The organism is Ancylobacter oerskovii, assembly GCF_018390555.1.
Classification (GTDB): domain Bacteria; phylum Pseudomonadota; class Alphaproteobacteria; order Rhizobiales; family Xanthobacteraceae; genus Ancylobacter; species Ancylobacter oerskovii.
The window spans coordinates 37,540-61,865 of record NZ_JAHBGB010000006.1 but is presented as its reverse complement, the minus strand read 5'-3'; the positions used below and the strand labels follow the sequence as shown (position 1 = coordinate 61,865).

The 24,326-nt window shown below is 68.1% G+C and carries 26 protein-coding genes and 1 tRNA gene; 9 read left to right on the top strand and 18 right to left on the bottom strand.

Translation table 11 applies throughout. The features are described 5' to 3' along the window. Nucleotides 1-12: 12 nt before the first annotated feature. Nucleotides 13-915, top strand: a complete 903-nt coding sequence (locus tag KHC19_RS05580) for a LysR family transcriptional regulator (protein WP_213351324.1) — start codon at nt 13-15, stop codon at nt 913-915. A 23-nt stretch (nt 916-938) separates the two neighbouring features. Here KHC19_RS05580 and KHC19_RS05575 read toward each other — a convergent pair whose 3' ends face one another. The 6 genes from KHC19_RS05575 to gpt form a co-directional block, all read right to left on the bottom strand. Further along, the gene (locus KHC19_RS05575; RefSeq protein WP_246548281.1) at nt 939-1,634 is read right to left on the bottom strand and encodes an HAD-IA family hydrolase; all 696 of its coding nucleotides are present in this window, start codon (nt 1,632-1,634) and stop codon (nt 939-941) included. Between the two features lie 76 nt (nt 1,635-1,710). After that, nucleotides 1,711-1,797: transfer RNA gene (locus tag KHC19_RS05570), tRNA-Leu, on the bottom strand. A gap of 38 nt (nt 1,798-1,835) precedes the next feature. Further along, entirely contained in the window at nt 1,836-3,545 is a 1,710-nt protein-coding gene (locus tag KHC19_RS05565) for a formate--tetrahydrofolate ligase (RefSeq protein WP_246548278.1), read from the bottom strand. An 80-nt stretch (nt 3,546-3,625) separates the two neighbouring features. Continuing rightward, complete coding sequence (locus tag KHC19_RS05560; protein ID WP_213351323.1) at nt 3,626-4,036, bottom strand: DoxX family protein; 411 nt, start codon at nt 4,034-4,036, stop codon at nt 3,626-3,628. Nucleotides 4,037-4,114: 78 nt separating this feature from the next. After that, a complete protein-coding gene (locus KHC19_RS05555; RefSeq protein WP_246548276.1) occupies nt 4,115-4,612 on the bottom strand; it encodes a hypothetical protein in 498 nt (165 codons plus the stop codon). A gap of 12 nt (nt 4,613-4,624) precedes the next feature. Further along, nucleotides 4,625-5,131, bottom strand: a complete 507-nt coding sequence (gpt, locus tag KHC19_RS05550) for a xanthine phosphoribosyltransferase (protein ID WP_213351322.1) — start codon at nt 5,129-5,131, stop codon at nt 4,625-4,627. A 304-nt stretch (nt 5,132-5,435) separates the two neighbouring features. Here gpt and KHC19_RS05545 point away from each other — a divergent pair, with 304 nt between their 5' ends. Next, entirely contained in the window at nt 5,436-5,888 is a 453-nt protein-coding gene (locus KHC19_RS05545; protein WP_246548274.1) for a lysozyme inhibitor LprI family protein, read from the top strand. Between the two features lie 34 nt (nt 5,889-5,922). Here the strand turns inward: KHC19_RS05545 and KHC19_RS05540 are convergent, their stop codons facing one another. Continuing rightward, nucleotides 5,923-6,660 (bottom strand): competence/damage-inducible protein A, encoded by a 738-nt coding sequence (locus KHC19_RS05540; RefSeq protein ID WP_213351321.1) that lies wholly within the window; start codon nt 6,658-6,660, stop codon nt 5,923-5,925. Between the two features lie 207 nt (nt 6,661-6,867). Here KHC19_RS05540 and KHC19_RS05535 point away from each other — a divergent pair, with 207 nt between their 5' ends. The 6 genes from KHC19_RS05535 (at nt 6,868) to KHC19_RS05510 (ending at nt 13,067) form a co-directional block, all read left to right on the top strand. Then, complete coding sequence (locus KHC19_RS05535) at nt 6,868-8,289, top strand: circularly permuted type 2 ATP-grasp protein (protein WP_213351320.1); 1,422 nt, start codon at nt 6,868-6,870, stop codon at nt 8,287-8,289. 398 nt (nt 8,290-8,687) lie between these two features. Continuing rightward, nucleotides 8,688-9,323 (top strand): LysE family translocator, encoded by a 636-nt coding sequence (locus tag KHC19_RS05530; RefSeq protein ID WP_213351319.1) that lies wholly within the window; start codon nt 8,688-8,690, stop codon nt 9,321-9,323. Between the two features lie 13 nt (nt 9,324-9,336). Beyond that, entirely contained in the window at nt 9,337-10,281 is a 945-nt protein-coding gene (locus KHC19_RS05525) for an alpha-E domain-containing protein (RefSeq protein WP_213351317.1), read from the top strand. Between the two features lie 119 nt (nt 10,282-10,400). Beyond that, nucleotides 10,401-11,237, top strand: a complete 837-nt coding sequence (locus tag KHC19_RS05520) for a transglutaminase family protein (RefSeq protein WP_213351315.1) — start codon at nt 10,401-10,403, stop codon at nt 11,235-11,237. Nucleotides 11,238-11,319: 82 nt separating this feature from the next. Then, nucleotides 11,320-12,057: a proteasome-type protease gene (locus KHC19_RS05515; RefSeq protein WP_213351314.1), complete on the top strand. Its 738-nt coding sequence runs from the start codon at nt 11,320-11,322 to the stop codon at nt 12,055-12,057. 248 nt (nt 12,058-12,305) lie between these two features. Next, nucleotides 12,306-13,067, top strand: coding sequence for an SDR family oxidoreductase (locus KHC19_RS05510; protein WP_213351312.1), 762 nt, complete (start codon nt 12,306-12,308; stop codon nt 13,065-13,067). A 4-nt stretch (nt 13,068-13,071) separates the two neighbouring features. On the opposite strand, the gene KHC19_RS05505 is transcribed toward KHC19_RS05510, so the two are convergent. The 8 genes from KHC19_RS05505 to KHC19_RS05470 form a co-directional block, all read right to left on the bottom strand. Further along, nucleotides 13,072-13,599: an Lrp/AsnC family transcriptional regulator gene (locus KHC19_RS05505; protein ID WP_213351310.1), complete on the bottom strand. Its 528-nt coding sequence runs from the start codon at nt 13,597-13,599 to the stop codon at nt 13,072-13,074. Between the two features lie 32 nt (nt 13,600-13,631). Next, nucleotides 13,632-14,741, bottom strand: coding sequence for a DmpA family aminopeptidase (locus KHC19_RS05500; protein ID WP_378296662.1), 1,110 nt, complete (start codon nt 14,739-14,741; stop codon nt 13,632-13,634). A gap of 84 nt (nt 14,742-14,825) precedes the next feature. Then, complete coding sequence (locus KHC19_RS05495) at nt 14,826-15,713, bottom strand: polysaccharide deacetylase family protein (RefSeq protein WP_213351306.1); 888 nt, start codon at nt 15,711-15,713, stop codon at nt 14,826-14,828. 10 nt (nt 15,714-15,723) lie between these two features. After that, nucleotides 15,724-16,446, bottom strand: coding sequence for an ABC transporter ATP-binding protein (locus KHC19_RS05490; protein ID WP_213351304.1), 723 nt, complete (start codon nt 16,444-16,446; stop codon nt 15,724-15,726). Nucleotides 16,447-16,451: 5 nt separating this feature from the next. Continuing rightward, a complete protein-coding gene (locus KHC19_RS05485; protein WP_213351727.1) occupies nt 16,452-17,207 on the bottom strand; it encodes an ABC transporter ATP-binding protein in 756 nt (251 codons plus the stop codon). Continuing rightward, nucleotides 17,191-18,063: a branched-chain amino acid ABC transporter permease gene (locus KHC19_RS05480; protein ID WP_213351302.1), complete on the bottom strand. Its 873-nt coding sequence runs from the start codon at nt 18,061-18,063 to the stop codon at nt 17,191-17,193. Before KHC19_RS05480 ends, KHC19_RS05485 begins: the two co-directional genes overlap by 17 nt. A 4-nt stretch (nt 18,064-18,067) precedes the next feature. Next, a complete protein-coding gene (locus KHC19_RS05475) occupies nt 18,068-18,952 on the bottom strand; it encodes a branched-chain amino acid ABC transporter permease (RefSeq protein WP_213351300.1) in 885 nt (294 codons plus the stop codon). An 82-nt stretch (nt 18,953-19,034) separates the two neighbouring features. Then, the gene (locus KHC19_RS05470; RefSeq protein ID WP_213351298.1) at nt 19,035-20,156 is read right to left on the bottom strand and encodes an ABC transporter substrate-binding protein; all 1,122 of its coding nucleotides are present in this window, start codon (nt 20,154-20,156) and stop codon (nt 19,035-19,037) included. A 248-nt stretch (nt 20,157-20,404) separates the two neighbouring features. Here KHC19_RS05470 and KHC19_RS05465 point away from each other — a divergent pair, with 248 nt between their 5' ends. Next, the gene (locus tag KHC19_RS05465; protein WP_213351296.1) at nt 20,405-21,349 is read left to right on the top strand and encodes a nucleoside hydrolase; all 945 of its coding nucleotides are present in this window, start codon (nt 20,405-20,407) and stop codon (nt 21,347-21,349) included. A gap of 115 nt (nt 21,350-21,464) precedes the next feature. On the opposite strand, the gene KHC19_RS05460 is transcribed toward KHC19_RS05465, so the two are convergent. The 3 genes from KHC19_RS05460 to KHC19_RS05450 form a co-directional block, all read right to left on the bottom strand. Further along, the gene (locus KHC19_RS05460) at nt 21,465-21,947 is read right to left on the bottom strand and encodes a cupin domain-containing protein (RefSeq protein WP_213351294.1); all 483 of its coding nucleotides are present in this window, start codon (nt 21,945-21,947) and stop codon (nt 21,465-21,467) included. 102 nt (nt 21,948-22,049) lie between these two features. Next, a complete protein-coding gene (gene cofD, locus KHC19_RS05455; RefSeq protein WP_213351292.1) occupies nt 22,050-23,021 on the bottom strand; it encodes a 2-phospho-L-lactate transferase in 972 nt (323 codons plus the stop codon). A 7-nt stretch (nt 23,022-23,028) separates the two neighbouring features. Next, nucleotides 23,029-24,204 carry a M24 family metallopeptidase gene (locus tag KHC19_RS05450; RefSeq protein WP_213351290.1) on the bottom strand — a complete coding sequence of 392 codons (1,176 nt, stop codon included), beginning with the start codon at nt 24,202-24,204 and terminating at the stop codon, nt 23,029-23,031. Nucleotides 24,205-24,326: the final 122 nt, after the last annotated feature.

Genomic DNA, 24,326 nt, shown 5'->3' with positions numbered 1-24,326 from the left:
CCCGGGAGACCCATGGATCTATCCTTGGCCTTGCGTGCCTTCATCCGCACCGTGGAAAAGGGATCGGTGACCGGCGCGGCGCGCGACCTCGACATTTCGCAGCCGGCCGTAACCAAGCACCTGCGCAATCTCGAACGGCATGTGAATGCCCGCCTGCTCGAACGTTCGGCGCGGGCGGTGCGCCCCACCGCTCAGGGACAGGCGCTGTTCGAGGCCTCGCGCCCGGCGCTCGCCTCCATCGATGCCGCCCTCGAAGGGGTGCGGCGCGACAGCGGACGGCTGGAGGGCACGCTGCGCCTGTTCGCGCCCGCCTGCATCGGCGCGCAGTGCCTGCATCCGCTGCTGATCGACTTCCAGCGCGCCCATCCCGGCATTGCCGCCGATCTGGTGCTCGACGGCCGCAATGTCGATCTCGTCTACGAGAATTTCGACCTCGCCCTGCGCTATGGCCGGCCGGAAGGCACGGATGTGGTGGCCCGGCGGGTGGGCACGGTGCGCCGGCTGCTGGTCGCCTCCCCCGGCTATCTCGCCGATGCCGGCCCGATCGACACGCTGGAGGCACTCGCCACCCGCCCGATGGTGGCGACGGCGGGCGCGCTTTCCGAACGCGACCGGCTGATGCTGGTGAAGGATGGCGAGAGCATCGAGCTGGCGGTGCCACTGCTGCTGCGCACCAATGTCGGGCAGGTGCTGGTGCGCAGCCTCAAGGACGGGCACGGGCCGGGGCCGGTGCAGAAGCTGCTGGTCGCCGACGAGATGGCGCGCGGCGAACTCGTCCGCATCCTGCCGGACTATGAGGTGAAGCCGAGCGAGCTCTATCTCAGCTTCCCCTCGACGCGCTTCCTGCGGCCGGCGGTGCGGGCCTTCGCCGACTTCATCGTGCCCCGCCTCAAGGCGGTGGACGGCATCGACTGAGAAGGCCCGGCGCGCCCTCGCGCTTAGCGGGGGGCGGCGCCCTTCCCTGCCCGCTCCTGCGCCGTGCGGCAGGTGAGCCGGATGCGGCCATCGGCGCCGGCCGTCGCGGCGAGGCCGAGATAATCCGGCACCGTGACGTGCGGCGTCGCGAGCGGGTGGTGATGGGTGTGGGTGATCACCAGCGTCGTGCCGCCCGCCGCCTCCGCCGCGGCGATGCCGGCCGGCGCATCCTCGACGATCAGGCAATCCGCCGCCCGGACGCCGAGCCGCTCGGCGGCGAGCAGATAGCCGTCCGGCGCCGGCTTGCCGCGCGAGATGTCCTCGGCGCAGACCATCTGCACCGGCGGCGGCAGGCCCGCCGCCGCGAGCCGCGCCTCCGCCAGTTCGCGCGTCGCCGAGGTGACGATGGTCCAGCGCCCGGCCGGCAGCGAGGCAAGGAAGGCGACCGCGCCGGGTATCGGCTCGATGCCGCCGACATCCTCGATCTCCGCCCGCGTCACCCAGGCGGCTTCCGCCTCGACGTCTATGCCCGGCAGGTTCGGCGCCTGCCGGCGGATGGTGTCGATGGCCTGCACGCCATGGATGGTCGGCAGGAAGCGCGCCACGTCGAGGCCGTGGCGCAGCGCCCAGCGCGTCCAGACCCGCTCCGCCGCCGCGATGGAGGTGAGCACGGTGCCGTCCATGTCGAAGAGGAAGGCGGCGAAATCCCGGTCGAACAATCAGGACACTCCCCGTGCGGGCCGTCGCGCACGATCAGATGAGGCAGAAGCACCGGGCGGCGCCGGTGCGATGAGATGGTGCGGACGACGGGACTCGAACCCGTAAGCCTTTAAGGGCGCAAGATTTTAAGTCTCGTGCGTCTACCAGTTTCGCCACGTCCGCTCGACAGGCGCCCCGCCGTCCCCTCCGGGCGGGCCGCCCTAGCTGAGGCCGGCGATGAAGCCGGTCTCGTCGACATAGATGTTCTCCGCCGCCGGATGCGAGGGCAGGCCGGGCATGGTCATCACGTCGCCGCACAGCGCGACGACGAAGCCGGCGCCGGCCGACAGCCGGACATCGCGCACCGGCAGCACGAAGCCCGAGGGCGTGCCGCGCAGGCCGGGATCGGCGGAGAAGCTGTACTGGGTCTTGGCCATGCACACCGGCAGGTCGCCATAGCCCATGCCCTCGAAATCGGCCAGCTTCTTCAGCGCGCCGGCGTCGAAGGCCACCGAGCCGGCGCGGTAGATGCGCCGGGCGATGGTCTCGATCTTCTGCACCAGCGGCAGGTCGTCATGATACAGCACCTTGAAGTCGGACGGGCCATCGGCGAGCCGCACCACCGCCTCGGCGAGGCCGACCGCGCCGGCCGAGCCTTCCGCCCAGTGATTGCACAGATGCACCTCGGCGCCGACGGCGGCGCAGGCCTTTTCGATCGCCTCGATCTCAGTCGGGGTGTCGGAGGTGAAGCGGTTGATCGCCACCACCACCGGCAGGCCGTAGGACTTCATGTTCTCGATGTGGCGCACCAGATTGCCGGCGCCGGCGGCGACCGCGGCCGGGTTCGAAGGGCCGAGATCCTTCTGGGCGATACCGCCATGCATCTTCAGCGCCCGCACCGTGGCGACGATCACCACCGCCGAGGGAGCGATCTCGCCCTGCCGGCACTTGATGTCGAGGAACTTCTCCGCGCCGAGATCGGCGCCGAAGCCGGCTTCCGTCACCACATAGTCGGCGAGGCCGAGCGCGGTGCGCGTCGCCACCACCGAGTTGCAGCCATGGGCGATGTTGGCGAACGGTCCGCCATGCACCAGCGCCGGCGTGCCTTCCAGCGTCTGCACCAGATTGGGCTGGAACGCATCGCGCAGCAGCGCCACCATCGAGCCGGTGACCTTGAGCTGGGCGGCGGTGATCGGCTGGCGGGCGCGGGTCTGCGCCACCACCATGCGGCCGAGCCGCTCCTCCAGATCCTCGAAGGAACGGGCGAGGCAGAAGATCGCCATCACCTCGGAGGCGACGGTGATGTCGAAGCCGTCCTCGCGCGGAAAGCCGTTGGGCGGGCCGCCGAGGCCGACCGTGACATGGCGCAGCGCACGATCGTTGAGGTCGACGACGCGGCGCCAGTTGATGCGGCGGGCGTCGATGTCGAGGGCGTTGCCCCAGTAGATGTGGTTGTCGATGGCGGCGGCGAGCAGGTTGTGCGCGGCGCTGATGGCGTGGAAATCGCCGGTGAAATGCAGGTTGATGTCCTGCATCGGGATGATCTGCGCCCGGCCGCCGCCGGTGGCGCCGCCCTTGGAACCGAACACCGGCCCGAGGCTCGGCTCGCGCAGCGCGATGGCGACCTTCTTGCCGATGCGGGCGAGGGCGTCGCCCAGCCCGACGGTGGTGGTGGTCTTCCCCTCGCCGGCCGGGGTCGGATTGATGGCGGTGACGAGGATCAGCTTGCCGTCGGCCTGCGCCTCGGCCGGTCGCACCGCCTCCAGCGCGATCTTGGCCTTGATGTGCCCGTAGCGGAACAGCACCTGCGGATCGAGCCCGAGCCGGGCACCGACCTCCTCGATCGGCTGCGGAGTCACCGAGGCGGCTATCGCCACGTCGCTGTTGGGATCGATCTTGCGCGCGCCGCGATCCATCGCCGTTCCTGCCATTCCCATGTCCGTCACTTTAGGTTCCGCGCCGCCTTAGAGCATGGCGAGGCCGGCTTGCTCAAGGCCGCCGGCGGCGCCCGCTAGGCGGCGCGGGTGCGCTCGCCCAGAATGGCGACGAGGATCATGCCGCCGATGACCGCGATGTGCTCCACCGCGAAGAAGAATTCCATCTGCGCCTGCATGCCTTCCATCGTCCAGAAATGATGGGCGATCGGAATGGTGAGCGCGGTGAAGATGCCGAAGGCGCCGGCCCCGAGCCAGGTCGCGCGGTTGGCGAGGATCAGCACCGAGCCCAGCAGCTGGGTGACGATGGTGGCCACCGCATAGAGCCAGGGCGGGTTGAGCCCGAAATGCGCCATCTCCGCGACCGCGCCGGGAAAATCGACCAGCTTGGAGATGCCGCTGCCGAGGAAGGGCACCACCAGAAGCACGCGCGCGAACAGGAAGGTGGCCGGCGACCTGAGGATCGCGGAAATGAGGGCAGGCGTCATGGAAGGGCCCTGTGGCAAAGGTTGCGGAACACCTCGGAATACCGCAACGGCCGCATGTTTGCGAGGCCCGCGCCGGCTTTATTGACGTCGCGGAAAGCTGCGCGCGGCGCTGACGCCGGCCTTCTCGGAAGCGGCCGTCTCCTCGGCGCCCGCATCCTCGCCCAGACCTTCGCCGAGGCCCTCGCCCTCGTCGCCGCTCTCCGTGGCCTCGCCGGCGGCCGCTCCCTCTTCCGCCTCGGCCCCTTCGGCCTCGCGCGCGGCCTTGGCCTCGGCGATGAACTCGGAGGCGCCCTTCTTGGCCTCGCGCACCGATTCACCCAGCTCGCGGGCATAGCGGTCGAGATCGAGCCGCAGGCCGCCGACCGAGGGACGCTCGGTTTCCGCCGCATAGGCGACCATCCGCAGCGACAGGCCGAGATCGGAGACCAGATCGGACAGGAAGCCGTCGGCGAGATCGTGCTCGTCGGCATAGGCCATCAGCATGTCCCACAGCGCCGCGCGGTGGCTCTCATAGGCCTCGTCGTAACCATCCTCGCCGTCTTCGGGAGGATTTCCATGGAAGTCATTGCCGCTCATTGAAAATCTCCTCTAGGCCACGCCGTCGCGGATGGGAGGCTGGAAGGACAGGCCCATATCCCAGGGAAAGTAGATCCAGGTATCCTGGCTCACTTCGGTGATGAAGGTGTCGATGACATCGCGCCCCAGCGGCTTGGCATAGACGGTGGCGAAATGCGCGTTGGGCAGCATGGCGCGCACCTGCCGCGCCGTCGAGCCGGTGTCGACGAGATCGTCGATGACCAGAAGACCGCGCCCGCCCTCGCCGGCCGCCTCGATGACCGCCTGGGCGATGGGCTTGAGCACCAGGGTTTCGCCCTGATTCTTGTAGTCGTGATAGGAGGCGATGGACACGGTCTCGATCAGCCGCAACCCGAGCTCGCGGGCGACGATCGCCGCCGGCACCAGCCCGCCGCGGGTGATGCAGATCAGCCCCTGGAACGGCCCGAAGCCGTGCAGACGCCAGGCGAGCGCGCGCGCGTCCCGGTGGAACTGGTCCCACGAGACGGGAAACGCCTTCTGCTGACGGTCATCGGACATGGTCGGGCCTCCTTCGGCGGGAACGCATGTTCCCCGGCGCGATCAATAGCCGGTGCCGGGGCGGGGATGAAGGGGGCCACAAGCGGAAACAACAGGATTGCGCGGCGCGGATCGCCGATCCACGCCGGACCGTGGCCAATACCACCCGCCGGCCACCGGGAGAGGGGTGCCGGATGCCCGCGGAGCGGGGCCCTGAGCGCCACTGGCGCACGGGCCGGCGGCGACTGGCGATCTTTATGCGAATACCTCTTCATTCGAGAGGAACGCACTATCCTGCCGCTCCGACGCGTTTCGGAGACCGCTCATGCCCCCCGCCTCCGCCCGCCGTGCCTGCCTGCTCCCGGCCATGCTGGGATGGCTGGCCTTCGCCCCCTCGCCGTCCGCATGGGCCGACCAGGCCTGTTACGACAAGGCGCAGAGCCAGGCGGCCCTCACGGAATGCTCCGTCGCCGATCTCAAGCGGTCGGACGACCAGCTGAACAAGCTCTATCGGGAAATGGCAGCCCGGCTGAAGGGCGATGACGCCACCAAGAAGCTGCTCGTCGACGCCCAGCGCAAATGGGTCGCCTTCCGCGACGCCGAATGCACGCTCTCGACGGCCAGCACGGCCGGCGGCAGCATCAATCCGATGGAGTTCAACATCTGCGCCGGCGCATTGACGGATCGCCGCGTCAAGGACTTCCAGACCTATCTGGACTGCGGCAAGCAGTCCGGCGGCCAGGGTGACGACGGCTGCGCGATCCCGTCCGGCAAATGAGGCGGCGGCGGGCAGGGGCAGCGCCCCGGCCGCCCTACCCTGCCCGCGCCGCCAGCATCGCCTTGACGTCCGCCATGGCAGCGGCGAGCAGCTCCGGCTCGCGCGAGCGCACCACGAGATTGGTGTTCGGCCGGCCAAGTTCGTCGGCAAAGGGATAGGAGCCGATCGACACGCCCGGATGGGCCCTGGCGATCTCGCCGAGCGGGCCGCCGACATCGCCTTCCTTCGCATCCGCCCGCACCGTCTCCGACAGCATGACGCGGCCGGTCTTCAGCTGCGGCGCCACCTCGTCGAGCATCGCCTGCATGATGGTCGGCACGCCCGCCATGACGATGACGTTGCCGATACGGAAGCCCGGCGCCTTCGACACCTTGTTGGGAATCAGCGTCGCGCCGTGCGGAATGCGCGCCATGCGCAGCCGCGCCTCGTTGAGATCGGCCTCGGGGATGCGTTCCAGCAGCATGGCCCGCGCCTCCTGGTTCACCGAGATGTCGACGCCGAACGCCCGCGCCACCGCATCGGCGGTGATGTCGTCATGGGTCGGGCCGATGCCGCCGGTGGTGAACACATAGGTGTAGCGGCGGCGCAGCGCGTCCAGCGCAGCGACGATCTCGTCCTCGATGTCCGGCACCACCCGCACCTCGGCCACGTCGACGCCGATGGCGGTGAGATATTCGGCGATGTAGCCGATGTTCTTGTCCTTGGTGCGCCCGGAGAGGATCTCGTCGCCGATGACCAGAATGCCCGCCGTGATCGCTTCCTGCGTGCTCATCACCCGATTCCCCGCTCCCTGGCGCCCCAGCTTCCGGCGCATTTGCCGCACATGCGCGCAAAGCTCGCTTGAGGCAAGGGCACGACGCCCGCCTTTTGGGCAAAATGAAACCAATCGGCGCAATATCGTCCCGGCGCCTTCGCGGCCTCTTCCGCTGGCACGGCGTTTGTAGCTAACTTGCCGGAGTTGGGGAGTGAAGCTTTCGCGATGACCGTCGCCTTCGACGAAATGACCAATGCGGACGGCTCGATCCGCGCCGCCTATACCGCCCTCGCCCGCTGGCTGAGCAATGTTCCGCCCGAGGTGCTCGACCATCGCCGCAAGGAAGCCGAGTTCATCTTCCGCAAGATCGGCATCACCTTCGCCGTCTATGGCGACAGTGACGCCCAGGAGCGGCTGATCCCCTTCGACATCATCCCGCGCATCCTGACCAGCGGCGAATGGAGCCGGCTGTCCAAGGGGCTGGAGCAGCGCACCAAGGCGCTGAACCTCTACATCAAGGACGTCTACTCCAAGCGCGACATCCTGCGCGCCGGCATCGTGCCGGAGGACCTCGTCTACCAGAACCCGGTGTTCCGCCCGGAGATGAACGGCCAGAAGGTGCCGCACGACCTCTATGTGCACATCGCCGGCATCGACGTGGTGCGCATCGACGCCGACACCTTCTACGTGCTCGAGGACAATGCCCGCACGCCCTCCGGCGTCTCCTACATGCTGGAGAACCGCGAGATCATGCTGCGGCTGTTCCCCGAGCTGTTCGCGGAGAACCGCGTCGCGCCGGTGGAGAACTATGCCGACGAATTGCTGGCGACGCTGAAATCGCTGGCGCCGGCCACCGCCACCAGCGACCCGGTGGTGGTGGTGCTCACCCCCGGCATCTTCAACTCGGCCTATTACGAGCACTCCTTCCTCGCCGACAAGCTGGGCGTGGAACTGGTGGAGGGGCGCGACCTCTTCATCAAGAACGACATCGTCTACATGCGCACCACCGAGGGGCCGAAGCGTGTCGACGTGATCTACCGCCGGCTCGACGACGACTTCATCGACCCCCTCGCCTTCCGCCCCGACAGCGTGCTCGGCGTGCCCGGGCTGATGAGCGCCTACCATGCCGGCAACGTCACGCTGACCAACGCGGTGGGCACCGGCGTCGCCGACGACAAGGCGGTCTACAGCTACATGCCGGAGATCGTCCGCTTCTATCTCGGCGAGGAGCCGATATTGAAGAACGTGCCGACCTGGCGCTGCCGCGAGGCCGACCACCTGAAATACGTGCTCGACAACCTCCACGAGCTGGTGGTGAAGGAGGTGCACGGCTCCGGCGGCTACGGCATGCTCATCGGCCCCCGCGCGGACAAGGCGCAGATCGAACTGTTCCGCGCCAAGCTGAAGCAGGACCCCACCAATTTCATCGCCCAGCCGACGCTGGCGCTGTCCACCTGCCCGACCTTCGTCGAGGAAGGCATCGCGCCGCGCCATGTCGACCTGCGCCCCTTCGTGCTGACCGGAGCGGACAAGGTGCGCATCGTGCCGGGCGGGCTGACGCGGGTGGCGCTGCAGGCCGGCTCGCTGGTGGTGAATTCCAGCCAGGGCGGCGGCACCAAGGACACCTGGGTTCTGGAGGAGAGCTAGAGGCGGCATCAGGCCGCTCATGCAATAGAGCGACCTCATCCTGAGGTGCGAGCGAAGCGAGCCTCGAAGGATGCTCGCTTGAGCGCACCCGGAGGAGCATCCTTCGAGGCCCGGCTAACGCCGGGCACCTCAGGATGAGGTTGCTCTGAGGTGGAGCGCGAGGGCTGGACACGACGACGAGCCCTCTCCGTCACAATCGAATGTCTCCGATTGTGACGTTGCCGATGCCGAACCTGGCAACAGCCGCGTTCGGCGCGGGAGAGGGTTGGGTGAGGGGTTCGACCGGAACGGTAAACGGCGCCCTCCTCACCCCAGCCCTCTCCCCCACGGGGAGAGGGAGCGGCACGAAACCCGAGCGTCGATAGTGTCGACGACGGAAAGAACGAGGGAGCACGCAGATGACCATCGAGACCTGGCTGGCCTTCGTCGCCGCTTCGGCGGTGCTGCTGATCATTCCCGGACCGACCATCCTGCTGGTCGTCTCCTATGCGCTGGGACAGGGGCGCAGGGTCGCCCTGCCGGTGGCGGCCGGCGTGGCGCTGGGCGACTTCACGGCGATGACCCTCTCCATGCTCGGCCTCGGCGCGCTGCTGGCGACCTCAGCCAGCCTGTTCACCGTGCTGAAGTGGATCGGCGCGCTCTACCTGATCTGGCTCGGCATCAAGCTGTGGCGGGCCGGCTCCAGCCCGCTGGTGGCGCCGGCGCAGGGCGACGGCCGCGGCCGGGGCCGCGCGCTGAAGATGCTTGGGCACGCCTGGCTGGTGACGGCGCTCAATCCCAAGAGCCTCACCTTCTTCGTGGCGTTCCTGCCGCAATTCCTCGATCCCGCCCGGCCGATGCTCGGCCAGATGATGGTGTTCGAGACCACCTTCCTGGTGCTGGCGGCGGCGAATGCCTTCACCTATGCGCTGGTGGCCGGCCGGCTGCGCGGCGCCATCGCCAATTCCTCGGTCGTCGTGGCGGTGAACCGCATCGGCGGCTCCCTTCTCATCGGGGCGGGCCTTGCCACGCTCGCCTGGCGCAACGCCAAATAAGACGCGGGTTCCCATGCTGTCACGTACCGCCGACAATCTTTACTGGCTGGCCCGCTACATGGAGCGGGCGGACTGCCTCGCCCGCCTGCTCGACGTGACCCAGCGCCTCGCCCAGCTGCCCGTCGCCTATGGCGGCTCGACCAATGAATGGCGCTCGGCGCTGCTGACCGCCGGCTGCGCCGACGAGTTCCAGCAGCTCTACGGCGAGGACGTCACCGAGCAGAACGTCATCAACTTCCTCGCCTTCGCGCCGGAAAACCCCTCCTCGATCCGCAACTGCTTCGAGATCGCCCGCACCAATGCCCGCTCGGTGCGCACCGCGCTCACCATCGAGATGTGGGAGACCATCAACACCTCCTGGCTGGAGCTGAAACGCTATTCCACCAAGGACATGACCCGCGAGGAGCTCTCCCGCTTCCTGTCCTTCGTGAAGGAGACCTCGCTGCGCTTCGACGGCGCCGCCTACCGCACCATGCTGCGCAACGACGCCTTCTGGTTCTCGCGCGTCGGCATGTATGTGGAGCGGGCCGACAACACCGCCCGTATCCTCGACGTGAAGTATCATGTGCTGCTGCCCGACAGCGAGCACATCGGCGGGCCGCTCGACTATTTCCAGTGGTCCTCGATCCTGCGCTCGGTCTCGGCGCTGACCTCGTTCCACTGGGTCTATCGCGAGAGCGTCAAGCCCTGGCTGGTGGCCGACCTCCTGATCCTCAACGCGCAGATGCCGCGCTCGCTGACCAGCTGCTACCAGAACATCTCGCGTTATCTCGATGACATAGCCGCCTATTATGGACGGCAGGGAACCGCGCAGCGGCTTGCCCGTTCCACCTTCACCCGCCTGTCCAACAGCCGGATGGACGACGTGTTCCAGACCGGGCTGCACGAATATATCGAGACCTTCGTGACCGAGAACAACCGCCTCGGCTCGGTGGTCGCCGAGCAGTACCTGCTGTAGCGGGCGCCGCCCGGCGCGCGTGACGCCCGACGTGCCCGCCGCCTGATGTGCCTGTCGCTGCTGCCTGATTTGCCTGCTGCCTCGTGTGTTCGCCTTTCGCGCCGCCAACGGTGTTTTCCATGCGTATCCATGTCAGCCATGCCACCGTCTATCGCTACGATCCGCCGGCCAACGGCGCCATCCAGATCCTGCGGCTGACCCCGCGCAGCCATGACGGCCAATATGTCGTCGCCTGGCGCATCGACGTCTCCGAGAGCTGCCGGCTGCAGGCGCACGAGGACGCTTTCGGCAACCTCACCCACACCTTCGCCGTCGAGGGCCCGCTGGCCGAACTGCGCGTCACCGTCGAGGGCGAGATCGAGACGCAGGACACTTCCGGCGTGGTGCGCGGCACGGTGGAGCGCTTTCCGCCCAGCCTGTTCCTGCGCGACAGCGAGCTCACTGCCTCCAGCGCCGAGATGCGGCAATTCGCGCAGGAGGAGACCGGCGACGAGCCGGACCTCCTCGCCCGGCTGCACCGGCTGATGGGCGGGCTGGCGCGGGTCATGACCTACGACCCCGATCCGACCGTGGTCTCCACCAAGGCCGCCGAGGCCTTCGGGCTGAAGCGCGGCGTCTGCCAGGACTTCGCGCATGCCTTCATCGGCTGCGCGCGGCATCTCGGCATACCCGCCCGCTATGTCAGCGGCTATCTGGTGGGCGACGGCGCCAGCGCCGAGCAGGGCGCCGGCCACCAGGCGGGGCACGCCTGGGCGGAAGCCCATGTCGAGGGACTCGGCTGGGTCGGCTTCGATGCCGCCAACGATGTGTGCCCGACCGACGCCTATGTCCGCGTCGCGGTGGGGCTGGACTATCTCAGCGCCGCGCCGGTGCGGGGAAACCGCTATGGCGGCGGCGACGAGGTGCTTTCGGTGGCGCTCACCGTCGATCAATCCAGCCGCCAGGTCCAGGGCTGATATTGCCCGCCGTCGAAGCGTCCCGTTATAAGGACGCGCCAGATAACGCGCCGGACGGCGCTGCCCGGGGGACGTGCCTTCCATGACCTATTGCTGCGGAATCCTGGTGCGCGACGGTCTCGTCATGATCGCCGACACCCGCACCAATGCGGGGCTCGACAACATCTCGACCTTCCGCAAGCTGCACGTCTTCGAGGAACCCGGCCGCCATGTGATGGTGCTGTCGACCGCCGGCAACCTCTCCATCTCGCAGGCGGTGATCTCCACCCTGCAGGAAGGGCTCGACAATCCCGAGACCGGCGAGAAGGAGACGCTGGCCGAGGTCTCCAGCATGTTCCGCGCGACGCAGCTGGTGGGCCGTGCCATCCGCCACGTCCACGGCCTCTATGCCGAGGGGCTGAAGGAAGCCGATCTGCGCTTCGACGTCTCGTTCCTGTTCGGGGGCCAGGTGAATGGCGGCCGCCTGCGGCTGTTCATGATCTATGCCGCCGGCAACTTCATCGAATGCACGGCGGACACGCCCTTCCTGCAGATCGGCGAGCACAAATACGGCAAGCCGGTGCTGGATCGTTCCGTCACCTACAACACCGATCTCTACGATGCGCTGAAGCTGGGGCTGATCTCGATGGATTCGACCATGCGGTCCAATCTCGGGGTGGGCATGCCGATCGACATCCTGCTGGCGCGGCGCGATGCCGGCCATTCCGAGCTCAACTATCGCATCGAGCCCGGCGAGCCCTATTTCCACGACCTGCGCGAGCGCTGGTCGGCCGCGCTGCGGGCGGCGCACAACAATATTCCGCGCCCGCCCTATCGCTGAGCGAAAGACGAAGCCCGGCGACAACGGAATGTCGGCCGGGCTTCACCGTGGATGCTGGCGTCTATTCTGCCACCGATCAGGTCAGCAGGTAGAGAAGGATGATAATCGGGATCGGAATTCCGATAAGCCACATAAGAATGGCAGGCATTGCTTGAGCCCTCCCTGAGGTTTCGAGCCGTTCTGCCTTGAATAACCAGCGCCGGACCATTCGGTTCCATGAATCCGGCGTCGAGCAGGGAGTGAAAACCATGAACGCTGCCGCGGACAACCGCGCGAAAGTCGCCCTCGTCACCGGCGCCGGCACCGGCATCGGCAAGGCCGCCGCCCTGGCGCTGGCCGCCGACGGCTGGACGCTGGCCCTAAACGGGCGCCGGCGCGAGCCGCTGGACGCCCTCGCCGCCGAGATCGGGGAGAAGGCGCATGTGCTGCCCGCCGATGTCAGCGACAAGGCGGCGATCGACGTGCTGTTCGCCGAGGTGGCGGCCCGCTTTGGCCGGCTCGACGTGCTGTTCAACAATGCCGGCGGCTGGTCGCCGGGCGCGCCGATCGAGGACATTTCCTTCGAGGATTGGCAGCGGGTGGTGAACATCAACCTCACCGGCGTGTTCCTCTGCACGCAGGCGGCGATCCGGCTGATGAAGGCGCAGCGGCCCAAGGGCGGGCGCATCATCAACAACGGCTCGATCTCGGCCCATGCGCCGCGGCCGCTGACCGCCCCCTACACCGCCACCAAGCACGGGGTGAGCGGCCTCACCAAGCAGGTGGCGCTGGAAGGCCGTGCCCACAACATCGCCTGCGGCCAGATCGACATCGGCAACGCCGATACCGACATGGCGGTGAAGATGAAGTCCGGTATCCTGCAGGCCAACGGCCAGACCATGGTCGAGCCGGTGTTCGACCCCGTCCATGCCGGGCGGGCGGTCGCCTATATGGCCAGCCTGCCGCTCGACGCCAATGTGCTGAGCATGACGGTGATGGCGAGCGCCGCCCCCTTCGTCGGGCGCGGCTGAGGGATCAGCCGCCGCGGCGCAGGCGCGGCGGCTCCTCCATCTCCAGCGAGACCTCGAGCAGCTCGGCCAGCGGATAACCCTCGAAGCGCTTCACCGTCTTGGTCACGACATAGGTGAAATAGACGGAGATCCCGATCTCGCGGGTGAGGAGATCGTCGATGATTTCCTGGTAATGGGTTATGTTGCGCGCTATGATGTGCAGGACATAATCGATGCCGCCGCCGACCGCGTGGCAGGCCAGTATCTCCGGGATTCCCTTCACCACCTGCTCGAAGCGGGCGAAATGCGCGCTGGTATGATGCTGTAGCGTGAGAGTGGTGAAGATCAGCTCGGTCTTGATCAGCCGGCCGAGATCGATCTCGCCGCGATAGCCGCGCACATAGCCGGCCTGCTCCATCTTCTGGAGCCGATCCCAGCAGGAACTGAGCGAGAGGCCGATGGCGGAGGCGAGCTCGACCTTCTTGATACGCCCGTTCTTCTGGAGCAGGGCGAGGATCCGCACATCCACCGCGTCCAGCCTGTCGCCTGCCATGAAAATCCCCTTGGTTGCGTCTCGCGCTGCAATCAACCGTAATTACGTTTCAACCAATCCTTCGGCAGAGCCGGCACGAAATTGCCGTCGCGCCCGGTCATATCGTCGTTGGCGACCATCGCGTTGAGGATCGCCTCCTCCACACTATTCACCAATGCGTCAAAAAACGGATCGATGTCGGAGTCCGGCACGAATTCTGCCTTCAGCCGCCGCCCGCGCGCGCCGGCCGCGGCGTCGCCATTGGCGGTGGAGAAGACCAGGAAGATGTCGCCGGAGGAATGGTAGCCGAGCCCTCCCGTCCAGGCGACGCCGAGCGGCGCGCGGCGAGCCAGGCGCTTGAGCTGGTGCGGCAGGAAGGGGGCATCGGTGGCGATCACCGCGATGATCGAGCCCTTCTCCATGCGCGGCGTGCGCTCGACCATGGCCGGCTCGGCGAGCTCGGCGCCCACGCGCCGGCCGCGAATCATCAGGTTGCGGCGCTGGCCGAAATTCGCCTGCACGAAGGCGCCGACGGTGAAGGTTTCCCCGGCCCATTCCACCCGGCGCGAGGCGGTGCCGGAGCCGCCCTTGAAATTGAAAGCGATCATGCCGGTGCCGCCGCCGACGCTGCCCTCCTCGATCGGCCCGTCCACCGCGCCGTCAATGGCGGCGAAGACATGCTCGGGCTTCACATGGAAGCCGTTGATGTCGTTCAGGAAGCCGTCATAGGTCTCGGCGGCGACCGGCAGACCCCAGGCCTCCTCCATCACCTGCGGAGCGCGGGCGTTCATCCAGGCGAGGGTGGCGTCGCGGGTGACGCCGCAGCTATGGGTGTTGGTGATGGTGATCGGGAAGCTGAAGGCGCCGATCTCCTCGATGATGTGCGAGCCGCTCATCTCGCCATTGCCATTGGCGCTGAACAGGCCGGCAAAAACCGGCGTGGCCAGTTGCTCGCGCGGGCGCGGCAGGATGGCGGTGACGCCGGTGCGCACCGGTCCCCGCCCGGGAACCAGCACCCCCTCCCCCTCGATCAGGGTCGTATAACCGACGCAGACGCCGGGTACGTCGGTGATCGCGTTGCAGCCCCCCGGCGTGCCCTCAAAGGCAATGCCGTAGCGGCGGGTGCGCGGACGACCCGAGGGCGTGAAGTGGTATGAATTCATAGACAACTAGTAGACGAATTCACCACAATATGGAATGCGGTGCAGCATAAGATTGAACGATCCTTGAGATAGGATCGAGCCGTTTCAATCGATAATCGGTTCGAAATAAAATGGAATTCGTTCCTTTCGAGGTATCCACAGCCCGTTCGCTTCCAGCGTGCGAACGTGGTCGGCGACCTGTTCGAGCGTGGCGAACCACACCCCGCCCTTCGCCTGCATGTGCTCGATGAGCGCGCGAATCGCCAGCGCCTGCGCCGGGCGCCCGCTGACCGCCGGGTGCCAGACGGGCACGAAGAGGCCGCCGAACTCCCAGAAGGCGTCGAACTCCTCGCGGAACACCGCAAGTGCCTGCGACGGCGCGGATATCTTCATCAGGTAGTCGAAGGCGCGGGCGGACACATATTGGTTGTAGTCGTCCACCGAGGCGGGCACCGGCAGTTCGACGAGACTGCCCCTGCCATTGTCGAGCCGGATCGGGATGTCGTCGGCGAAGAGCGAGGAATCGTAGGTGAAGCCCTGCTCGATCAGCAGGTCGAAGGTCGCGCGCGACAGGCCGTAATAGGGCGCGCGATAGCCGCGCGGCTTCGCACCGCAAAATCGCTCGATCACCTCGCTGCCGCGCTGCAGCGTGGCGCGCTCCTCATCGACCGTCTGCCTGCTCGGCCATTCGTGGAAATGACCGTGATGGCCAATCTCCGCGCCGGCATTGAGCAGCGATTCAACGGCGGCGGGATAGGTCTCGACCACCCAGCCGGGCACGAAGGCGGTGAGCGGCACGCCGGCGCGGGCGAACAGATCCGCGAGGCGCGGCGTGCCGACGAAGGGATCGTAGCGCATATGCGCCAGCGCCTGCGGCAGATCCAGCGCCCCGGCGCGGTGGGCGGCATGCACGACGCTGTCGGCATCGACATCGAAGCTGAAGGCGACCGCGCAGCGGGCACCGTTCGGCCAGGGCGGCGGGTTGGCGATCATCTCGGCGTCCTCAGCTGGTATGCACGCCTCCGTCGAGGAACAGGGCGTGCAGGTCATGGGTATTCACCTCGCCGACCGGCGCGTCCAGCGCCTCGCGGCCGCGCACCAGCACGCAGACACGGTTGGCCAGCGCCAGCGCCTTGGCGACGTTCTGCTCGACCAGCAGGATCGGGATCGACAGGCGCTTGTGCACGTCGGCGATGGCCTCGAAGACGAGATCGACGGTCGCCGGGGCGAGGTCGCTCGACGGCTCGTCGAGCAGCAGCACGGAAGGCTCGAGCAGCAGCGTCGAGCCGATGGCGAGCATGCGGCGCTCGCCGCCGGAGAGGTTGCCGGCCAGCGCGCGGCGCCGCTCCTTCAGGCGCGGGAACAGCGCGAAGACCTTCTCCACCTCCCGCTCGAAGGTCTTCGGCCGCAGATAGGCGCCCATGCGCAGATTGTCGGCGACGCTCATGTCGCCGAACACGTTGCGGGTCTGCGGCACATAGCCGAGGCCGGCGCTCGCGCGGCCATGCGCCGGCAGATGCGTGACGTCGCGCCCGCCGAGCATGATGGTGCCGGCGCGGACCCTTGTGAGCCCCATGGCGGTCTTCAGCACCGTCGACTTGCCGGAGCCGTTGGCGCCGAGCACGGTGACGATCTCCCCCGCGCGCAGGGTGAGCGACAGGTCGTCCAGCACGGTGATCGGGCCATAGCCGGCGGTGAGCCTGGAAAGGGTCAGGACATCGGTCATCGCGGTCACGCCGGCATGCCGAGATAGGAGCGCACCACCCGCTCGTCGGCGCGGATCTGCGCCGGGGTGCCGGAAGCGATCAGCTCGCCGGCATCCAGCACGAACACCCGGTCGCAGACATTGGCGATCATCTCCATATTGTGCTCGATCAGCAGCACGATGCGTCCTTCCGCCTTCAGCTCGTGCAGCAGCGCCGCCTGCTGCTCGATCAGCACCGGGTTGACGCCGGCCGCCGGCTCGTCGAGCAGCAGCACGGCGGGATCGGCCATCAGCAGCATGCCCATGGTGAGCAGCTTCTGCTGGCCGCCGGAGAGCGAGCCGGCATAGTCGTTGGCCTTGTGGGCGAGGCCGAGGCGCTTCAGCATCGCCTCGGCGCGGCTGGCGATCTCCTTTTCGCAGCGGGCCACCGCGCCGGGGCGCAGGAACAGGTTGAACACGCCCTCCCCCGCCTGGTCGCGCGCGCCGGCCATCATGTTCTGGAACACGGTGAGCTTGTGGGCGAGGCGCGGCACCTGGAAGGTGCGGCCGACGCCCGCCGCCGCCACCTGCTCCGGCCGGCCATAGGCCAGCGGGTGGCCGTTCAGCGTCACCGCGCCGGAATCCGGCACATAGACGCCAGCGACGACGTTCAGCAGCGTCGACTTGCCGGAGCCGTTCGGCCCGATGATGCCGGTGATGCTGGCCGGCGGCGCCTCCAGCGAGACGGCGTTCAGCGCCCTGAAGCCGCCGAAGGACACAGAGACGTCACGGACGCGGAGCATCGCGGACCTCCTTCTTCTCGGGAACGAGGCCCTGCGGGCGGAACAGGAACATCAGCACCAGCACCAGGCCGAACAGCGCCAGCCGGCCATTGGCCAGCACGTCGGCGGGCAGGTCGATCCAGGCGGCGAGAAAGCGCGAGGAGACGCTGAGCAGTTGCACCACCGCCGCGCCGATGACGACGCCGAGCGTGCTGCCGGGACCGCCGAGGATCAGCGCCGTCCACACGATGAAGGTCTCGGTGACGGTGAAGCTCGCCGGCGAGACATAGCCGACGATATGGGCGTAGAGCACGCCCCCCGCCGCGGCCATCGCCCAGGCGATGATCGACACGGTGCGCTGGTAGGCGACCGGGTTGCGGCCGAGCGTGGCCGCCAGCACCTCGTCCTCGCGCAGGATCTTCAGCATGCGGCCGAAGGGCGAATGGGCGATGCGATGGCTGAGCAGCCAGGCGGCGGCCATCAGCGCCAGCGCGGCGCCGAGCGCCAGATGCGGATCGGCGAAGCGCGGCACGGTGAGGCCGTCGGCGCCGCCGAGGCTCGGCGCGTTGAGCGCGGTGAGGCGGAACAATTCGCCGGCGCCGAGCGTGATCAGCGCCCAGTAATCCTGCGACAGCCGGCGCGCCGGCAGCAGCACCAGCAGCGAGACCACCACCGCCGCGACGAGGCCGAGCCCCGCCCCGACCGGCCAGGACAGCCCGGCCTGCGCGGCGAGCGCCGCCGCATAGGCGCCGAGGCCGAAGGGCAGGATCTGGCCGAAATTGACGAGCCCGGTCAGCCCGAACTGGATGTTGAGGCTGAGGCCGAGCACCGACCAGACGGCGATGATGGTGAGGCAGTAGATCGCGAAATCCAGCATCGCCTCACCTCCCCACCAGCGGCGACAGGCGCGGGCGCAGCAGCAGCACCACGACCAGGGCGAGCACGGCGACATAATCGCGGAACTGGGTGGGCACCTGCCAGCTCTCGCCGCCGAGGAGCGCGCCGAAATCGATATAGATCAGCAGGTTCTGCGCGAGGGAGAGGACGAGCGCGCCGATGACGGCCCCGAACACGCTGGACAGGCCGCCAATGGTGACGGCCGCGAAGACCGGCAGGAGGATGATGAGGTCCATGTTCGGCTGCAGGCGGGTCTCAAGAGCGAGCAGCGTGCCGCCTGTCGCGGCGAGCGCGCCGGAGAGGAACCACATCAGCCGCACCAGCCGGTCGCCGGGAATGCCGCGGGTGACCGCGAGATCGGCATTGGAGGCCAGCGCCCGCAGGCCCGAGCCGACGCGGGTGAAATTGAGGAACAGGTGCAGCAGCAGCATCAGCACCGCCGCCACCGCGACGACCAGCGCGTCCAGCGTTGTGAAGACGGCGTCACCGACCAGCACCACCTCATAGGACAGGTCGAAGCTGCGCCCGCCGCCGCCATAGACGATGGCCACCACCGAGCGGATGAACAGCGCGACGCCCCAGGAGACGATCATCTTGCCCTCGGGCGTGATGTCGCGCAGGCGGCTGAACACCAGGAAATCGACGAGGACGGCGATGAGGCCGGTGGCCACCGCGCTCAGCGCCATAGCGGCCGGCAGCGGCAGGCCGGGAATGGCGGCGAAGCTGTAGGTGAGATAGCCGCCGACGACGGCGAACTGGATATGCGCGAAATTGGCGAAGCGCAGGATCGAGTAGCACAGCGACACCCCGACCGCGATCACCGCGATCATGCTGGCATAGACGAGGGAATTGAACAGGACCTGGAGCACGGGCGGCGACGGTTTCCCAAGAGCGGAGACGGCACCGTCCGGCACGCGGCGGGGCGTGCCGGACGGTGCGCGAGGCGTGGCGTCAGTTGCGGGTGGCGGTGGTGGCGAAGTCGCCGGCCTTGTACTCGATGACGTCGATCGGCGGCGAGATGCGCTGGCCGCGCGCATCCCAGACGATCTTGCCGGTGGCACCGTCATAGCTCGACACCACCTCGGGCAGCGCCTTGGCGATGGCGGCGGGCTCGGCGCTGCCGGCCTTCCTGATGGCGGCGGCGATGACCATCAGCGCGTCATAGCCGTAATAGACATGCGCCATCAGGTCGGCGGTGCCGTTGAACTTGGCGCCGTACTTGTCGGCCACCGCCTTGCCGGCCGCCTGCGCATAGCCGCCATTGTCGACGCCGAACAGCTTGCCGTTCAGGAAGTCCTTGTTCTCGATCTCGAGGATCGAGGGATAGGCGGCGTACCACTTCGCGGTGAGGCCGAGCTCGCGCCCGGCCTTCAGCATGGCGCGGGAATCATCGCCATAGCCGGCGGTGATGATGACATCCGGCTTGACCGGCACCACCGGCTGGATGTCGGCGCGATAATCCGGCTGGCCTTCGGTGAAGGCGACCTTCTTCACGATCTTGCCGCCCTTCGCTTCGAAGGCCGCCGCCGCCGCATCGGCGACGCCGAGGCCGAAGGTGGAGTTCGGCACCACGATGGCGGCGGTCTTGGCACCGCTGTCGGCGATCAGCAGGCCCAGTTCCTTGCCGACGATATCGTCGAGCGGCAGGATCGAGAACAGCGTACCGGGATAGTTGCCGAGCTTGGGCGAGGAGGAGGAGGTGTTGACGAGCACCCTGCCCTTCTCCTTGGCGAGCTCCGCCACCGGGATCATCAGGCCCGAGCCGCCGAACATGATGGCCGCCGGCACCTTGTCGACGTTGTAGAGCTTGTTGGCGGCGTTCAGCGCCTCCTGGGCACGGTTCTCCGAATCCTCGACGATCAGCTTGACCGGCCGACCGTCTATGCCGCCGGCGGCATTGATGGCGTCGGCCGCGAGCTCGACGCCGCGGGTCATCTGCACGCTGGTCTTCACCGCCGAGCCGGTGAGGTTGGCGATGACGCCGATCTCAATCGGGTCGGCGGCCAAGGCCGGCCCCTGCACCGCCGCGAGAGCGAGTGCACTGCAAAAGGCCAGGGACAGAAAATTCTTCATTATCGTGCCTCTCTCCGGTCAGGTCGCTTGCGGATTATTCTTTGGCGCGGGGCGGCCGTGGCGTCGCATTCGACGCGGAAAAGCCGACCCTGCGCATGACCCCACCACGTTAATGGCCACGGAGGGAAAGAAAACCCGATGGACCGCCGAGGCTCCGAAGGATTTTCGGCGAAGCGCGCACGGCCCGCCCGGCTTTTCTCCGGGCCTCCGGCGTATCGTTCCCGCCGAAAGCACCTACCGGAGGATTCATGACGCGGCGCAAGATCATCATCGACACCGACCCCGGCCAGGACGACGCCTTCGCGCTGCTCCTCGCGCTCGGCTCGCCCGACGAACTGGAGGTCGTCGGCGTCACCGCCGTGCATGGCAACGTGCCGCTCGCCCGCACCACGGTGAACGCGCAGATGGTGGTCGAACTGGCCGGCCGCGCCGACCTGCCGGTCTATCCCGGCTGCCCGCGCCCGATGGTGAAGCCCGGCTTCACCGCCGAATATGTGCATGGGCCGAGCGGGCTCGACGGCTGCGACCTGCCGCCGCCCGCCGCGCCGCTCGGCGACAGGCACGGCGTCGACTTCATCATCGACACGGTGATGGCGGCGGCGCCCGGAGAGATCACGGTCTGCACGCTCGGGCCGATGACCAATCTCGCCGTGGCGATGATCAAGGAGCCGGCGATCATCCCGCGCCTCGCCGAAGTGGTGTTCATGGGCGGCGGCTTCTTCGAGGGCGGCAACACCACGCCGGCGGCGGAGTTCAACATCTATGTCGATCCGCATGCGGCGCATGTGGTGCTGGCCTCCGGCGCGCCGGTGACGATGGTGCCGATCGATGTCACCTACAAGGCGTTGATGACGCCGGACTGGCTGCGGCGGCTGCGCGCCCTCGGCACCCGCGCCGCGGTGGAAGCCGCCGGCATGGCGGAGTTCTACCAGGACTACGGCAACAAGAAATTCGGCACCGACAGCTACCCGCTGCACGACCCCTGCGTGATCGGCTATCTGCTGCGGCCGGAGCTGTTCAACGGCCGGAAATGCCATGTCGAGGTGGAGATCCACTCGCCGGTCACTTCGGGCATGACGGTGGTCGACTGGTGGAACGTCACCAAGAAGCCGGCCAATTGCCTGGTGCTGCGCGACCTCGACAACCCGCCCTTCTACGAGCTGATGCTGGAGCGCATCGCGCGGCTGCCATAGTCGGCACGCGGGCGAGGTCGAGGCACCACCGATTGCCGGCGGCGAGCCCCCTCACCCCACCCCTCTCCCCGACGGGGAGAGGGAGCTGTCGGGCGGGATCCGCGTCGGGGCGTTCTCACTCCCGGGAATGCGGTGCCTCGCCCACCAGCAATTCGAGGCCGTTGCGCCGGGCGATCTCGACGAGGCGGGGAATATCCGGCACCTCGCCGTCGGGCGGCGGCAGCGTGGCGGTCCCCGGCGGCATCGGCCGGCCGACCTCGCTGAAGAAGCCGTCATGCACCCGGCCGGGCGTATTGAGCACCAGCAGCCGCGCCGGCTCGGTTCCGACATTGCGGAAGGCATGCGGCGCTCCCGGCGGCACCTTCACGAAACTGCCGACACCGGCCGGAACCATGGCGCCGTCGATCATGAATTCGAAGCGGCCGTCGAGGACATAGAAGGCCTCGTCGTCGCCGGGATGGCGGTTCGGCGGCGCGCCGGCCCCCGGCGCCACCAGCGCCTCGGCGAGGCAATAGGCGCCGCCGGTCTGGCTGCTGCGCTGCAGGAAGCGCACGAGAGCGCCGAAGAGATAATAGGTGTCGGTCGATGTATCCGGCATGGCGAATATTCCCCCCGGGGCCCGTAAGCCCGGCCCCTAAACATAATAGGGCGGGACGAACCGGCCGGCACGGGGAACATCGGCACAAGGCGGGCCGCCCGCTCAGGGGTGGCGGCGCAGGCCGGAGGCGAAGTTGAGCACCGAACGGGCGAGCCGCTCGCGATCGTCGAGCGTCTCCATCAGCGTGCGGGTGGCCACCGCCGGCACGCCGAGGCCGGTGGCATCCGCCGCGTCGGCGTCGTCGAGGATGAAGCCGTCGAGCAGATCGCCGTAATGCTCGGCGATGGCGCGGCTGGATACCGGCAGGCCGAGCTCCTCCATGATCTTGGCGGTCGGCCCCTTCACCGCCCGCCCGCCGACGATGGGCGACACCGCCACGACCGGGGCCGGCGAGGCCTTCAGCGCCTCCCTCAGCCCGGGGATCGCCAGCAACGGGTCAACCGACAGATAGGGGTTGGACGGGCAGATGACGATGGCGGCCAACGCGCCGTCGCCGAGCAGCGCCAGCACGTCCTCCTGCACCTTCGCCGCCTCGGCGCCGGCGAAGGTGATGCCGGTGACGCGCGGCCGGCAGTGATGTTCGACGAAATAGTTCTGGAAGGCGAGCCGTCCCTCCTCGGTGTCCACCAGGGTGCGCACCGGATCGTCGCTCATCGGCAGCAGCCGGGCATGCAGGCCGAGCCGGCCGGCCATCGCGCTCGTCACCTGCGAGAGCGTCTCGCCCGCCGCCAGCCGCCGGGTGCGCAGCACATGGGTGGCGAGATCGTGGTCGCCGAGCTGGAACCAGGTCTCGCCGCCGAGCCGGCCGAGGGCTTCCATGAAATGCCAGGTCTCCCCGGCGAGCCCCCAGCCGCGCTCGGTGTCGTTCAGGCCGGCCAGCGTATAGGCCACGGTGTCGATGTCCGGCGACACATGCAGGCCGAGATGGCTGAAATCGTCGCCGGTATTGACGGCGACGGTGAGACGGCCCGGCGCCAGCGTGCGGTAGAGGCCCAGCGCCAGCTTGGCACCGCCGATGCCGCCGCACAGCGCCAGGACCTGCTCCCGCGAATTCTCGTCGAGTATCGCCATCATTTCCCCGTCAGGGCTTGATCACCAGTTCGCGTGGAAAATCCGTCAGCACCTCCGGCCCGCCGGCGCCGGTGATACGGAACGTCTCGCTGAGCTCATAGCCCCAATCATCCATCCACATGCCGAGGATCATGTGGAAGCACATGTTTTCCTCCAGCACGGCATGCTCGCCCTCCCGCAGGCTCAGCGTACGCTCGCCCCAGTCGGGCGGATAGTTGAGACCGATGGAATAGCCGATGCGCGAGGGCTTCTCATAGCCGGCCCGCGCGATGACGCGGTTCCAGGCGCCCGCCACCTCATGCGCGGTCGCGCCGGCGCGGGCGGTATCCAGCGCCACCTCCATGCCCTCAGCGACCACCTTCACCACCTCGAGCAACTTCGCCGGCGGCGTGCCCATATAGAGCGTGCGGGCGAGCGCCGCGTGGTAGCGGGCGTGGCACCCGCCGAGTTCGAGATAGGCGACCTCGCCGTGGCTGTAGCGCTCGCCGGACCAGGTGAGGTGCGGCGCGGCGGTCTTGGCGCCATGCGGCACATTGGCGAGCGCGGCGGGATAGTCGCCCCAGAAGCCGGCGGCGCCGCGGAACTGCGCGGCGGTGATCTCGGCGACGGCATCGCATTCGCGCACCCCCGGCGCCACCGCCTGCATGCCGACCTGCATCGCATGGGAGACGATGGCCGCGGCGCCGCGGATGAGCGCCACCTCGGCCTCGGACTTCACCAGCCGGACCCAGGCGACCATGAGCTCGGCATCGACGAGGCGCGCGGCCGGCAGCGCCTTGCCGAGCTCGATATAGGCGCGGGCGGTGAAATAGAACGCATCGAGGTCGACGCCGATGACGGACCGCTGCCAGCCGAGATCGGCGATCACCCCCGCGAGGAACTGCGCCGGATGCAGCGCCGGGGAATCGACATGGGTCTCGGGATAGGCGCGGATGGAATCGGCGGCGAGGAAGGCGGTGAGACGGGCGCCGGGCGCATCCATCGCCCGTCCCACCCAGAGCGGCTCCTCGCGATCGAGGCCGACCACGACGTACTGGTGCACGTAGAAGGACCAGCCGTCATAGCCGGTGAGATAGTTCATGCCCGCCGGATCGGCGCAGACGAGCACGTCGAGGCCGCGCGCGCGCATCCGCGCCTTCACCCGGGCGAGGCGGGCGAGATATTCCTCGCGCGGGAAGACGGGCATGGGCGGGGTCCTCAATAGTCGATACCGTCTTTGACGGCGCCACATTCATATCCGAGCCCCCTCATCCTGAGGTGCCCGGCCTCAGCCGGGCCTCGAAGGATGGTGGTCCGGGTGCGCCATGG